This window comes from Streptomyces sp. 71268 (genome assembly GCF_029392895.1).
Taxonomy (GTDB): Bacteria; Actinomycetota; Actinomycetes; order Streptomycetales; family Streptomycetaceae; genus Streptomyces.
Map to the genome: position 1 here is coordinate 2,557,095 of NZ_CP114200.1, position 13,521 is coordinate 2,570,615.

Sequence of the window (13,521 nt, forward strand, 5' to 3'; positions counted from 1 at the left end):
CCTTCCGTTCCTGGCTAGGCGGTGCGGCTGGTGCTGCCGGCGGGGGTGGTGGCGCCCGCGGGCTGGTCGGGCGTCGTGGCGGCCGGGGCGGGCGGGTCGCCGGCCTCGCTGGCCCGGGCGAAGGAGGTGAGCAGCGCGCGGACGCCGGTGGCGAAGGACTCCAGGTCCGCGAGGTCGGCGTGTTCGCCGTCCGCGTGCGCGCCGTTGGCGTCGAGGTCGCCGGGCCCGTAGACGACGGTGTACGCGCCGGGCACGTCGTGCGTCCAGATGGCGTCGCAGGTGAACGCGTCGGCGTCGGCCGGCGCGTAGCGCAGCCCGGCGCCCTCGGTGAGCAGGCGCTCGGCCCACGGGTCGGTGCTGGCCAGCGCCGGCAGGCCGCGCTTGAGCCAGTCGAGCCGGGTGACCCGGGCCGCCTCGCGGGCGGTGAGGGCGAAGTCGGGCAGGTCGGCGAAGGTCTCGGTGAAGCTGGCGAGCCCGGCGCGCAGTTCGTCCTCGAGCGCCTGTTGCAGGGCGCGCCCGGCCTCCGTGGTCGGGTAGGCGAGGTTGAGCAGCAGGTGGCCGCTGCCGTACACCTTGTTGTGCAGGGTGCCGGTGTGCAGGCCGGCGACGCAGACCCGGCCGCCGGGCACTCGCCCGGGCAGGCGTCGGGCCAGGTGCTGGGCGAGGTGGCCGAGGAGGACGGTGGCGTTGTGGCCGCCGCCCGGCCGGTCGTCGATGGAGTCCTGGCCCGCGACGGATATTCGGGCGGTGGCCGCCGCGGTCGAGCGCGGCAGCAGGAGCTGGCGGGTGGGCTCACAGAAGACGTTGAGCCGCCCGGTGTAGCCGGCCGCCACCAGTGGGCGGGTGCCGAAGACGCCCATGGCGCCGCCCTCCTCGCCGGCGACGAGCTGGACGAGCACGCCGACGCGTTCGCCGAGCGCGGGCACCGCGGCGCGGGCCGCGCGCAACCCGGCGAGCAGGGCGACGGCGGGGCCCTTGGCGTCGATGGCGCCACGGCCGTGGAAGCGGCCGTCGGCGTAGCGGGGCGGCTCGAAGCCCGCGACGGTGTCCAGGTGGACGTTGAACATCACCGTCCGTTCGGGCGGCAGCTCGGGGCCGAGCCGCAGCACCATGCTGGGCTGGCACTCCAGGAAGTCGGGCGTGGCCGCCGCGGCCTCGCGCACGGTGACGGGCACGCCGTCGAGTTCGAGCACGGCCGGGTCGGCGGCGGCGTGGTGCACGACGGTGAAGCCGAGTTCGGCCGCGGCCTCCGCGTACGCGCGCTGGGCCGCCCACAGCTGCGGGCGCGGTCCGTCCGGGCCCACCTCCAGCGGGCCGGCGGTGGGCAGTCCGATCAGGCGCAGCAGCAGTTCGCGCTCGGCCGTCGTCAGGGTGACGTCGGCGGCGCCGGCTGCCTCGCCGGAGCGTGCGCCGGCGGATGTGGTGGGGCGTTCGGTGAGCGGGTCCCGCGCCGGGGCGTCGGTCACGCGCGCTCCCCCGCGAGCCGTGCGACCATCCGCTCCAGGGCCCGGCCGTACTCCACGAACGCGTCCACGCCGTCCTTGCCCTCGGTGGCCAGCGACTCGTGCGGGCGCACGTTGATGTGCGGCTCGATGGACCACACGCCGGTGTAGCCCCGGTCGAGGAGGTAGCGCAGCGAGTCCTCGACGCGGCAGCGCCCGTCGCCGGGCAGCAGGTAGCTGGCGTCCTCCGGGGTGCCGACGGCGTCCTTGATGTGCACGTGCTCGACGTACGGGGCGATCGTCGGGAGCAGGTCGTACGCCTCGTAGTCGTAGGCCACGCCGTTGCCGACGTCGAAGAGCAGGCGCAGCGCGGGGCTGTCGACCTCGGTCAGCAGCTCCCGCATGCGGGCGGCCTCGGTGCCGGCCCAGCCGGCGCAGTTCTCGTGCAGCAGGACGAGGCCGGCCTCCTCGGCGCGGGCGGCGAGCTTGCCCATCCGGGTGAGCACCTCCTGCCGCCAGTCGGCCTCGGAGAGCCCGTCGTTGGGGTAGGACATGACGCGCACGTAGCGGGTGCCGAGGCGGTGGCAGCGGTCGCCGAGGGCGTCGAGTTCGCGCAGGTCGGCGTCGAAGTCGGCGGTGATGGGCCGGCCCCAGTTGGCGATGCGGGAGTCCACGCAGGTCACCGTGAGGTCGGCGGCCGCGAGCCGGTCGACCAGGCGCTCGAAGGCGGCGTCGTCGAGGTCGGCCACCGCTGTGCCGTCCACGTTGCGCAGCTCGATGTGGCCCCAGCCGAGCGTGGTGAGCGCGCTGATCTGCTCGTCGAGCGAGGCGCCCGCCTCGTCGCCGATCCCGCACAGCGTGATCCCCGGCGGCACCGCGGTGCCCGCGCTGGTCCCGGTGGCGTCAACCGACATGGATGCTCCCGTTCTTCGTGGACGTGACCTGCTCCCCGGCCGCGGTCGGGCGCTCGTGCGCCGCCGGGCCGGCCGTCGTCGGCGCGGCGTCCGGTTCGGCCGCGGCGGCGTGTTGCTTGGCGCTCTCCAGGACCCGCACGACCTGGGCCTGGAGCTCGAAGTCGGCCGTGAAGTCGGTGCGCGCGGCGAACCCCCGGTAGGTGTCGAGGAGACAGGCGTCCAGGGCGTCGTCCTGGAAGATCTCGTACTCCTCGGGCAGCCCGATGGGGGTCACCCGCAGATGGGCGAAGTTGTCCTCGCCGCTGACCGGGTAGTGGCCGATCGCCCGGCCCGCGTCGAAGTCGAGCACCATGCTGCGCTCGCGCACCGGGGAGACCAGGTCGGAGACGATACGCGTGGTGGCGCCCGCGTCGTGCGCCAGCGTCAGTTCGGCGGTGCCCATCCGGGGCACGACGCGGTCGCCGCAGATGGCGTCGGACCAGGCGGCGTCGGTGACCGTGCCGCCGCCGGCCAGCCGCAGGGCGACGCCGACCGAGTGCGGCAGCTCCACGTCGAAGGCGGTGGGGTGGCTCGGGGTGGACAGCGAGCGGCGCAACCGGGGCTTGTGCTGGCGCACGGTGACGCGGCGCAGCGCGCCGAGCCGGCCGGAGCGCACGGTCTCGCTCAGCCGCGCGGTCAGCGTGCTGTGCAACCAGGGCGCGACGACGGCGAGCCGCAGGCCGTACGCGTCCCGCACGGCGCGGGTCTCGGCGACGGCCTCGCTGTCGACCCCGAGCGGCTTCTCGACCAGGAACTGGGTGAAGCCCAGCTCGGCGAGGTCGCGCAGCACCTCGGCGCGGTGGCCCGGGGGCGTGCACAGGTGGACGACGGTGGTCCTGGGGTCCAGCCGGGCGCGCGCCTCGGCGAGCGTGCCCACGGTGACCAGTCCGGGCGTCGCCTGGCCGGCCGGCAGGGGCGCCAGGTCGAAGCCGACCGGCGGGGCGGCGGCGAAGACGGAGCCGGCGACTGTGTTGTCACCGCCGGCACCGGCGTCCTGTCGCAGACGGCGGAGCACCGGCAGATGCAGCTCTCGTCCTGACCGTCCCAGCCCGACGAGCAGTGTGTGCAGCACCGCGAACTCCTCATGGATGCGCGTAGCGGGGCGACCACCGTACGCGAGGCGTGACCTGCGGGTCCTTAGCAGATAACTGCCTGGATTACCCCTTGGCCCGCACTCTCTTGCCATGGCAGGGACTTGCCCGGCTTCCTAGCCTGAGCCCCACACAAGCTGGGCGTGGGCGGCAGCGGAACGAGGTCCACGGAGGATACGAGGTCCACGGAGGGCGAAGAACGATATGAGCGTGACCGACCAGGCGTCCCAGGAAACCCAGGCGACTCAGGAGTCCAAGGATTCCAAGGAGTACGTCTTCGACCCCACCTGGGACCAGGAGACGGAGCGGCTGCGCGCCAACGAGGCCATCTGGGACCCGGGCACCATCGAGCGCCTGGAGCGGCTCGGCGTGGCCCCCGGCTGGCACGCCCTGGAGGTGGGCGCCGGTTCCGGGTCCATCGCCGGCTGGCTCGGCGAGCGGGTCGGGCCTACCGGGCGGGTGCTCGCCGCCGACCTGGAGACGGGGCGGCTCGAAGCGCTGCGGGCGCCGCACGTGGAGGTGGCCCGGATCGACATCCGCACCGAGGAACTGCCGGCGGAGTCCTTCGACCTCGTGCACTCGCGGATGGTGGTCCAGCATCTGGAGGACCGCCCCGCCGCGGTGGCCAACATGGTCCGCGCGCTCAAGCCGGGCGGCTGGCTCTTCCTTGAGGACACCGACTCGCTGCCGCTGTTCCGCAGCGCCACCTCGGAGGACTTCCTCCAGGACGTGCGGGCGGCCGGGTACGGGCTGATGCGCCGCTCGGGCCACGAGCCGCGCGGTGGCCACTTCGACCTCGAGGCGATGCTGGCCACCGAGCTGGAGGAGGTGTCGGCCGAGGGCCGGGCCGTCATGGTGCGGGGCGGCTCCTTCCAGGCCCGGCACTACCAGTTGTGGCTGGAGTTCATGAAGCCGCGCATCGTCGCCGAGGGCGAGGTGTCGGCGGAGCGGGTGGACGAGGCGCTGGCCGAGATGGGCGACCCGGCCCACCACTGGCTGACCCAGGTGCTCATCTCCAGCTTCGGCCGCAAGCCCAGGTAGCACGCCCGGCCCCGTCAGGCGCCGGCGGTGGCGTGCGCGAGCACGCCACCGCGCGGCGCCGGGGCCCGGCGCGTACCCCTCGCGGCGCGTGTCCACGGCGCCGCGCCCGCGCGCCGCGCGGGCGGCGCACCACCGTCGGCGCGCCACGGCCCCGCGCCGCGCCCACCGCGCGCCGGCCCGGGGCGTGCGCCGCGCTCCACCTCCGCACCACCGCGTACGCCCCAGCGCGTTCCCGGTCGGGCCCGTAGGACCCGGCCGGCTCGGTAAGACTCCGCACCACTCGTAGGACTGTCGGACGACAGCCCCGGGGTGGGGCATCGCGGCACCCCCACCCACGCCGACCGACGTCCCGCGCCGCGAACAGGCACCGATTCCCGCCGGCGTGCCCCGCACGCTCCGAGCACACCGGGAAGACACACCCACCACAACGCGAAGAAACCATCACAGAAGGCAGCATCCGTATGTCGCTGAACATCGCCGCGTCGCCGGTCGCCAAGGACCGCTTGAGCGCGTTCGTCAAGCTCGGCAAGCTCTCGTTCTACGACTACTACCTGAGCGCCTTCATCGTGTGGGCCGCGCTGCCCGGTGCGCTGACGTGGGACGGTACGACCTTCGCCGTCATCCTGCTCTACATAGCCGGCTACGTCGGCGTGGTGGCCGCCACCGTCGCGCTGGACGACGTCACGGGCATCCGGGACGGCAGCGACGCGCGCAACTACTCGCCGGAGTCCGGCGCGCTGCGCGACCTGTCCCGCAAGCCGCTGCTGAGCGGCGCGCTGACGGTGCGGCAGGCCGAGCTGTTCGGCTGGGGGGCGATGGCCTGGGGCGCGGTGATGTGGTCCCTGGTCTTCGTCATCGCACCGGAGAACTCGCTGTGGGTCGGGCTCCTGATGGTGGCGGTGCTGGTCTCCAACGTGCAGTACTCGTACGGCCTGAAGATCAGCTACAACTTCGGCCAGGAACTCATCCTGGTCAGCCCCGGCCTGGCCATCCTGATCCCCTACGTCCTGCTGACGGGCGAGGCGACGGGCCTGGTCATCCTGGAGTCGGTGCTGTTCGGCCTGTGGAGCCTGCTGGTCTCCATCTACTCCAACATGAACGACGTGGAGGGCGACCGGCTGGCCGGCCGGCGCAACCTCGCCACCCTCACCACCGCGCCGACCTACCGGAAGATCATCGTCGGGGCACACCTGCTGGAGCCGCTCGCGGTGGCGGTGGCCATCGCCGTGGGCGCCGTGCCGGTGTGGTTCGTCGCGCTGATGGTGCCGCTGTGGGCGATGCGGGTGTCGCAGGCCCGCTCGGGCGTGAGCCAGGGCAACCTGCTCCAGGCCCGCATGCTCGGCATCAAGCTGCACCGCTGGGGCGTTCCGGTGCTGCTGCTGGCGAACGTGCTGGCACTGCACGTGTGACCCGCGCGCGCAGCCGCCCGGAACCGAGCCGCCCCCGCAACCCCTGACCGTCCGCGACCGTCCCGCCTCCCCCGTGGCGGCGGGACGGTCGCGGACGACCACCACCCGGGCCCGCGCCACGCCCCCGTCGCCGCCCCCTCCCCCCGCCGCGCGCCGACCCTCGCCGACCGTGGTGACTGTGGCCCCGTCAGAAGCGTTGGTCGATACGGCCCCTCGCGCGACGGGTCCCTCCCGTCGCGCCCAACGCCCGTGCAGGAAGCCACACACGAAGCCGTTGGATGGCCGGCCGGAAAGATGTGGATCACGTTCCGGTGACATTCGGCAGTGGGTCAGGCATGGAACTGGCCACGTGGGGGAGGGTGTTCGGCGACCAGCGCCGAGCCTAGAACCGGACATGCCACCAATGTCCGGATCACCACGCCGGGCTGGCCCCCGCCGTGCCCGGGAAGTAACCCGGCGATCTATGGAACGACTTGCACCGGAGCCAGCGAGAGGTGCAGACTGCCCCATAGGTCTAGTGCAATCTGTTCCACAAGTCCTCGCACGGTGCTCCCCTCTCTCGCGCCGCCCGTCAGGAGATTCCGAAAATGCTCGACAGACTAGCGAGTCTGATCCTCCCCAGGCCAAAGAAAGTGCTGTTGGCCGTGCTGATCATCGCGCTCGCCGTCGGTGGTGCATCGATGGGTCTGACGGACCGGCTGACGATGGGTGGTTACGAGAACACCGACACCGAGTCGCACGAGACCGAGGAACTCCTGGAGAAGGAGTTCAAGCAAGGCACCCCCAACCTCTCCATCGTGGTGAGCGACCCGCGCGGCGTCGACGACCCCGCGGTGACCGCCGCTGGCCTGAAACTGACGAAGGGCCTCCAGGACCACGAGCACGTGGCGAACGTCGCCTCGTACTGGTCCATGGACCGGGCCCCCTCCCTCAAGGGCGAGTCGGGCAAGCAGGCGCTCGTCAGCGGTCGCATCCTCGGCGACTTCGACGAGGTCAACGACCGGGTGCAGGACCTGAAGAAGGAGTACTCGGGCAAGGTCGAGGGGCTCGACGTCGAACTGGGCGGCATCGCCCTGATGAACTTCGAGAACGTCGACCAGTCCGCCAAGGACGCCGCCACCGCGGAGACCCTGGTCTTCCCGCTGGTCCTGATCGTGCTGGTGGTCATCTTCGGCTCGCTCGTCGCGGCGGCCCTCCCGCTGGCCGTCGCGCTGGCCACGATGTTCCTCGTCTTCGGCCTGCTGTATCTGATCACCTTCGGGTTCGACGCCAACAACCTGCTGACCAACGTCACCACGCTGCTCGGCCTCGGCCTCGCGATCGACTACAGCCTGCTGTTCATCACGCGCTACCGCGAGGAACTCCAGCGCGGCCAGGAGACCGAGCCCGCCATCCGCGCCACCATGCGCCAAGTGGGCCGCACGGTCATCTTCTCCGCCGTGACGCTGGCCATCGCCTGTATGGCGCTGATGGTCATGCCGTTCGGGATGTTCCAGTCGATCGCCATCGGCGGCGCGGCCACCGCGCTGATGGCGGCGCTCGCCACGCTGGTCATCGTCCCCGCGCTGCTGGCCTGGGCCGGCCCGCGCATCGACAAGCTGCGCCTGGTCCGCCGCAAGCCGCGCCCGGTGACCGCCTCGCACGAGGGCGGCTGGCACCGGCTGGCCCTGTTCGTGATGCGCAAGCCCGTGCCGCTGGTGGTCGCGGTGCTCGCCCTGATGGCACTGCTCGGCTCCCCCGTCCGCGACCTGAACCTGCGCCTGCCGGACGAGCAGATCCTGCCCAAGTCGGCCCAGTCGGCCGAGGTCGCCCAGACGGTCCGCGAGGACTTCAACAACCGCGAGGCGCAGGCCATGCAGGTCGTCGCCGTGGACATCGGCAAGACGGCCGACCGCACGAACGACATCGCCGCCTACGCCACGCAGCTCTCCGCACTGCCCAACGTCGCCCGCGTTGACGCGCTGACCGGCAGCTACGCCGGCGGCAAGGAAGTCGCCCCGGCCACCCGGTTCTCGCAGCAGTACGGCACGGACTCGGCCACCTACCTCAGCGTGGTGCCCGCCGTTGACGGCCTCTCCCCCAAGGGCGAGGACATCGTCCGCGACATCCGGGACGCGGAGGCCCCGTTCCCGGTCAAGGTCGGTGGCCACCCGGCCATCTCCGTGGACACCTTCGACGTCTTCGCCGACAACCTGCCGATCGCCCTCGGCATCATGGCGATCGGCACCTACATCCTGCTCTTCCTGCTCACCGGCAGCCTGCTGCTCCCGCTGATGGCCATGCTGCTGAGCGTGCTGAGCCTGAGCGCCACCTTCGGCTCGCTGGTCTTCGTCTTCCAGGACGGCCACCTGCAGTGGCTGGTCGGCGACTTCATCAACACCGGCGCCATCAACTGGACGGTCCCGGTCCTCGTCGGCACCCTGGGCTTCGGCCTCTCGATGGACTACGCGGTCTTCATCCTCTCCCGCGTCAAGGAGGAGTACGACCGCACGGGCGACAACGAACTGGCCGTCGCCACCGGCCTGGAGCGCGTCGGCAAGGTCGTCACCTACGCGGCGATCATCCTGTCGCTGGTCTTCATCGTCATGCTGACCTCCGGCATCAGCTACATGAAGGCCCTGGGCCTCGGCGTGCCGCTCGCGATCCTGCTGGACGCCACGCTGATCCGCGGCATCCTGCTCCCCGCGTCGATGCGCCTGCTCGGCACCAGGAGCTGGTGGGCCCCGGGCCCGATGCGCAAGCTGCACGACCGGTTCGGCATCAGCGAGGGCGGCGACCCCGTGCCGGCGGCGCCCGGCGCGAGCGCCGGTGGCGACGTCACACCGGAGCGCACCGTGGACCGCGTCTAACAGACCCGCCGCGCGACCGACCCCCGTGGACGCGCGGCTTCCCAGCAGAGCCCCGCTCGCCGTTCGCCCGGCGAGCGGGGCTCTGCCATGTTCCGGGCACCCCACGCGCGGCCACCCCCTCACCCTCACCCCAGACCAGCGCCGCACCCGGCACGGCCCCCGATCGCCCGGACATCCGACGTCGGCCCGCCCGACCGCCCGGCGTTGCCCGCCAGCGTTGGCGGGCCACGCCGGGTCGCGCTAGCGGGTCCCGCCTGAGTGCTCCACCGCCCCCACCGCCGTGGTCGCCTCTGGCGCGGCGGGTGTGGCGGGTGTGGGTGGCGCGGGTACGGGGGCGGTACCGGGGGAGCCGGCGGGCCGCCAGGCACAGGTCATCTCCTCGGTATGGGCGAGGAGATGGTGTTGGTAGTGCGGGCCGGTGATGGGGCGGTCGGCGAGCAACGCCTCGGGCAGGTCGAAGGCCGCGACCAGGGTCAGCCCGTGGTCGGCCAGGCGGTCGAGCGACCGCTCCAACAGGGCGGCCAACTCGACGGCCTGCCCGCCGGTCAGTTCGCCCGAGCCGACGAGCAGCCCGCTGTGCTGGCCGATCCGCCGCAGGGTGAACAGTTGGTGCAGGTCGAGCAGGAGTTCACGGGCCAGCGGCGCGTCGGCCGCGACCGCCCAGTCGAGCAGGGCCGCCGCCGCGTCGTGCTCGGCCCGCGCCGTGACGGCGGCCAGCGCGTCGGGGGCGGCGGCGTTCCACCGCCGCAGGCGGTCGCCGGCGGGGGACGTACGCATCCTGGCCCGGGCCCGGGCCAGGTGCAGCCGTACGACCGAGGCCAACAGGGTCTGCCGGGCCGCCGGGTCGGTCAGGGCGCGAGCGGGCGCGTCGCCGTCGGGTGGCCCGGCCCGGCCCGGCGTCGGCGCGCGGCCGGTCACGGGGGCCGGCGGCGCGGACGGTTCGGCCAGCAGCAGTTCGGCCCCGGCCTTGGCCCACAGCGCGAGGTTGTCGCCCTCGGCGGTGATGGCGCCCTCCACGTCACCGAGCAGGGCCACCAGCCCGTTGACCGGGAGCAGCCCCTGAGCGCCGCAGCGCTCGCGGCTCTCGGTGATCAGGTCCCGCGCCCGCCAGGTGATCCACCCCTTGGCGATCGCCACCTGGCGCTCGGCCGCCTCGGCGTCGGCCGGGGTGCGGTCGACCCAGGCGGCCACGGTGGCCCGGTGCAGCGCGGTCATCGCGTACGTGGTGGCCAGGCCGTCGAGCAGGGGCCCGTGGTGTGTGCGGTGCGCCCACAGCGGGACGCGGTCGTCGGGGCGCGCGCCGGTGACGTGGCGGTGGTGGGCGTAGCGGAGGGCGGTGGCCAGTGCGGTGCGGGCGCCACCGACCGCGCTGGCCGCCATGCACAGCTTGCCCACCCCCACCCGGCCGATGGCGGCCAGGAACCGCTTGCGCCTGCTGCCGAAGGCGCTGGTGAAGGTGGCGTCGTCGGCCAGCCGCCCGTGCTCGCCGGTGAGCAGCGCCGAGCGCGGCAGCACGACGGTGTCGAACGAGGTGAGGCAGTGGTCCACCGGGCTGCCGGGGCGTAGCGGCAGGGGGCGGACGGTGATCCCGGGCAGCGGGCCGGCGGCGTCGGTGAGCGGGACCAGGAACAGGAAGACGCCGTGGTCCCGGCCCTCGACGAGCAACCGCGCCGCGACCAGGCCCGACTTCGGGCCGCCGACGGGACCGGTGTTGGGCATGAACTTCCGCGCCCCGGGGTGGGGCGTGTGCAGCGTGAAGGTGCGCTGGCCCGGGTCGTAGGTGGCCACCGTCTCCAGGGCGGCGGCATCGTTGCCGTGGGCCAGTTCGGTGCAGAGGAAGGTGCCGATCCGGCGCATCCGGAGGAAGTCGTCCAACGGGCGGTCGGGCCGCTGGTCGTGGTCGTGGAGGCTGCCGAGGAAGAGGTTGTAGTGGATGCCGGCCAGTACCGCCAGCGCGCCGTCGACCGGGGCCAGCCACTCGTGCAGGGCGGCCAGCGCGCGCGGGTCGGTGGCCACCTGGACGGGGTCGGTGGCCGCGCCGACGCGGCGTAACCTGCGGTAGGAGTCGGCTAACTGGTCGGATATCGCGGCATCGGCGCGCCGTCGCATGTCCGGGTCGGCGGCCAGCGTCCGCCAGGGCCGGTGGATCCGGTCGCGGTCGGGGCCGTAGAGCAGCCGGGTCAGCTCGGCGGTGGTGGCATGGGCCTCGGGCGGGCGAGGCGTGGCGCCCGCGGGTGGAGTGGTCGCGGGGGCCTGTGTGGCGGGAAGAGTGGTCACGAACCTAGTCATTGACGGAACACGACGTCGGCAACGGCCATGTGATCAACGCCACCGTCCACACGGGCCCGCCGCGCTCCCCCGCCCGGCTCCCCCTTGAGTTGAACCACGGTTGAGGTTCTACGGTCCTCGTATGACCAAGATCCTGGTGACCGGGGCGACCGGCACCGTAGGCAGGCACGTCGTCGCCGGGCTGGCGCGGGCGGACGTGGACGTACGGGCACTGGTGCGGGACCCGAGGGCGGCGAGGCTGCCGGGCGGGGTGGAGGCGGTACGGGGGAACCTGGGGGACCCGGACTCGCTGGCGGCGGCGGTGCGCGGGGTGGAGCGGGTGTACCTGATGTGGCCGGGGCTGCCGGTGGACCTGCGGGTGCTTGAGGTGATCACCGAGCGGGCCCAGCGGGTGGTCTACCTCTCGACGGACGTGGCCGACCTCGCGGACGACGAGGAGCCCACGTCGTACCACCAGGCCATCGAGCGCCACCTGCGGCACTCCGGGGTGACCTGGACCTTCCTGCGGGCCATCGACTTCGCGGCCAACGCGCTGCGCTGGGCGGACCAGGTACGGCGGGGCACGGTGCGCTATCCGTACGGGCAGGCCGCCAGGTCGCTCATCCACGAGCGGGACATCGCCGAGGTCGCCGTGCGCGCGCTCACCGCCGAGGGCGCCGACCGGCGGCGGCACGACGGGGTGGCCCACCTGCTCACCGGGCCGGCCGCGCTCACCCATGTCGAGCAGGTGCGGATCATCGGCGAGGTGATCGGGCGGGGGGTGCGCTGGGAGGAGATGTCGGCGGAGGTGGCGCGGGAGGAGTTCACCGCGGCGTGGGGGAACGCGGAGTTCGTGGCGGGCCGGCTGCGGGCCTGGAAGTCCTTCGTGGAGACCCCGGAGCGGGTCACCGACACGGTGGAGCGGCTGCTCGGGCGCCCCGCGCTGACGTTCCGCGAGTGGGTCACCGACCACGCGGACGCCTTCCGCTGAGGTACGGGCGGGCGGCGGCGAGCCGAAGGCCCCGCCCGCCGGCCTCAACGGGCCGGCGGGCGGGGCCCGTCGGTCGAGTCTCACGCGGGGGCGGCGGGCCGCCCGTGGGTCAGCGCCGGCCCGAGAGCCAGGCGTGCACCCGGTCCACCGCGAGCTTCGACGAGGCGACGGCGGCCTCGCTGCTCGGACGCAGGTAGAGCCAGTCGCCCGCGTACTCGATGGGCCGGGGCGAGCGGCGGACGAAGCGGCCGCGCAGCCGGAGCGCGGCCGGCGGGGCGGCGGGCAGGCCGTTGGGCCAGCGGACGATGTGGTGTCCGACGTACGCCGAGCGCAGGCCGTCGATGAAGTGGGTGCTCTCGTCCAACGCCCGCTCCAGCACCTCCTCGTCCGGCAGGTCGTACACCTCGTGCACGCGGCGCGGCGAGATCAGCAGGGTGACCAGGCCGCGGCCGGCCGGCACCCGGTCGGGGCACTTGTTGTGCTCGATGGTGCAGCCGGAGAAGAGCGAGTCCTCCTTCGGGCCGAGGACGACCGCGTACGAGCGCGGGTTGCTCGGGTCGCGGCGCGGCTCCAGCGGGCGGTCGAGGCGGACCGCGACGCGCATCATGGTGGTGAAGGTGGACGCCTCGATGAACGGCCGCTCGTCGTCCGGGAGTCCGGGGTGGACGGCGGGGATCTCCGGCGACGGCTGGGTGAGGACCGCGGCGCGCGCCGTCAGGTCGGTGCCGTCGGCGAAGTGGACGCGCACCTCGTCGCCCTCGCGCACCACGCGCTCCACCGAGCGCGACAGGTGCACCTTGACCCGGCTGGCCAGCGTGCGGGCCATGGTGTCCTGGCCGTCGCGGTAGGTCTGCCAGCGGAAGATGCCCTTGGTGCCCTGCATGATGGCCAGCAGCGGGGCCACCGTGCTGACCTCGGGCTGCCAGCCGAAGGCGGTGTGCGCGATCGGGGCGAGGCTGCGCTCGACCATCTCCTGGCCGTACCGGGCGCCGAACTCGGCGAGCGTCATGTTCCCGTACTTGGAGTTCTCCGGCCATTCCGGGTCGACCTGGCCCGAGCGGCGCATGCCGCCCAGCATCGAGCGGAAGGACTGGACGCGCCCGCTGACGGACAGGCCAGCGCCGAGCACCATGCCCTTGGGGTGCCCCACCCACGGGTGGTTGCGGCCCTGGTCCCACAGGCCGACCGGGTGCTCGATCTGGTGGATCTGGTTGCCCCGGTCCAGGCCGAGTTCCCTGATGAACTCCCAGGTGGCCGGGTAGCCGTACGGGGAGATCGTCTCCGCGCCACGGTCGGTGGTGTAGCCGTCGACGCGGCTGGAGCGCATCCGCCCACCGGGCGCGTCCTCGGACTCGAACACCTCCACCCGGTGGCCCTCTTGTGTCAACCGGTACGCGGTGGTCAGGCCGGCGATGCCGGCGCCGATCACCGCTATGTCGATGTCAGCCACTCCTGCTCCTCATACGCGTTGCTCCCG

General features: G+C 73.2%; 9 protein-coding genes. 4 read left to right on the forward strand and 5 right to left on the reverse strand.

Annotated elements, in window-relative coordinates; translation table 11 throughout:
* Positions 1–14 precede the first annotated feature (14 nt).
* Genes OYE22_RS09265 through OYE22_RS09275 form a run of 3 tightly spaced genes read right to left on the reverse strand, consistent with a single transcriptional unit; the run spans position 15 to position 3,467 of the window.
* A complete protein-coding gene (locus OYE22_RS09265; RefSeq protein WP_348652194.1) occupies positions 15–1,466 on the reverse strand; it encodes a M20/M25/M40 family metallo-hydrolase in 1,452 nt (483 codons plus the stop codon).
* Positions 1,463–2,356 (reverse strand): sugar phosphate isomerase/epimerase family protein, encoded by an 894-nt coding sequence (locus OYE22_RS09270; RefSeq protein ID WP_277319962.1) that lies wholly within the window; start codon positions 2,354–2,356, stop codon positions 1,463–1,465. Before OYE22_RS09270 ends, OYE22_RS09265 begins: the two co-directional genes overlap by 4 nt.
* Entirely contained in the window at positions 2,346–3,467 is a 1,122-nt protein-coding gene (locus OYE22_RS09275) for a hypothetical protein (protein WP_277319963.1), read from the reverse strand. Before OYE22_RS09275 ends, OYE22_RS09270 begins: the two co-directional genes overlap by 11 nt.
* A gap of 229 nt (positions 3,468–3,696) precedes the next feature.
* Between OYE22_RS09275 and OYE22_RS09280 the strand changes: the two genes are divergently transcribed.
* From OYE22_RS09280 to OYE22_RS09290, 3 genes are all read left to right on the forward strand, one after another.
* Positions 3,697–4,527 carry a class I SAM-dependent methyltransferase gene (locus OYE22_RS09280; RefSeq protein WP_277319964.1) on the forward strand — a complete coding sequence of 277 codons (831 nt, stop codon included), beginning with the start codon at positions 3,697–3,699 and terminating at the stop codon, positions 4,525–4,527.
* A 461-nt stretch (positions 4,528–4,988) separates the two neighbouring features.
* Positions 4,989–5,936 (forward strand): UbiA family prenyltransferase, encoded by a 948-nt coding sequence (locus OYE22_RS09285; protein WP_277319965.1) that lies wholly within the window; start codon positions 4,989–4,991, stop codon positions 5,934–5,936.
* Positions 5,937–6,523: 587 nt separating this feature from the next.
* Entirely contained in the window at positions 6,524–8,785 is a 2,262-nt protein-coding gene (locus tag OYE22_RS09290) for an MMPL family transporter (RefSeq protein WP_277319966.1), read from the forward strand.
* Between the two features lie 240 nt (positions 8,786–9,025).
* Here OYE22_RS09290 and OYE22_RS09295 read toward each other — a convergent pair whose 3' ends face one another.
* On the reverse strand, positions 9,026–11,062 hold the full coding sequence (locus OYE22_RS09295) for an acyl-CoA dehydrogenase family protein (protein WP_277319967.1): 2,037 nt from the start codon (positions 11,060–11,062) through the stop codon (positions 9,026–9,028).
* 133 nt (positions 11,063–11,195) lie between these two features.
* Between OYE22_RS09295 and OYE22_RS09300 the strand changes: the two genes are divergently transcribed.
* Complete coding sequence (locus tag OYE22_RS09300) at positions 11,196–12,044, forward strand: NmrA family NAD(P)-binding protein (protein ID WP_277319968.1); 849 nt, start codon at positions 11,196–11,198, stop codon at positions 12,042–12,044.
* A gap of 109 nt (positions 12,045–12,153) precedes the next feature.
* Here OYE22_RS09300 and OYE22_RS09305 read toward each other — a convergent pair whose 3' ends face one another.
* Positions 12,154–13,494, reverse strand: coding sequence for an FAD-dependent oxidoreductase (locus OYE22_RS09305; protein WP_277319969.1), 1,341 nt, complete (start codon positions 13,492–13,494; stop codon positions 12,154–12,156).
* Positions 13,495–13,521 lie beyond the last annotated feature (27 nt).

What these genes read in the sequence shown, in the direction of transcription:
- OYE22_RS09270 (WP_277319962.1), bottom strand. Translation starts at nt 2,356, where the DNA reads ATGTCGGTTGACGCCACCGGGACCAGCGCGGGCACCGCGGTGCCGCCG.
- OYE22_RS09285 (WP_277319965.1), top strand. Translation starts at nt 4,989, where the DNA reads ATGTCGCTGAACATCGCCGCGTCGCCGGTCGCCAAGGACCGCTTGAGC.
- OYE22_RS09290 (WP_277319966.1), top strand. Translation starts at nt 6,524, where the DNA reads ATGCTCGACAGACTAGCGAGTCTGATCCTCCCCAGGCCAAAGAAAGTG.
- OYE22_RS09300 (WP_277319968.1), top strand. Translation starts at nt 11,196, where the DNA reads ATGACCAAGATCCTGGTGACCGGGGCGACCGGCACCGTAGGCAGGCAC.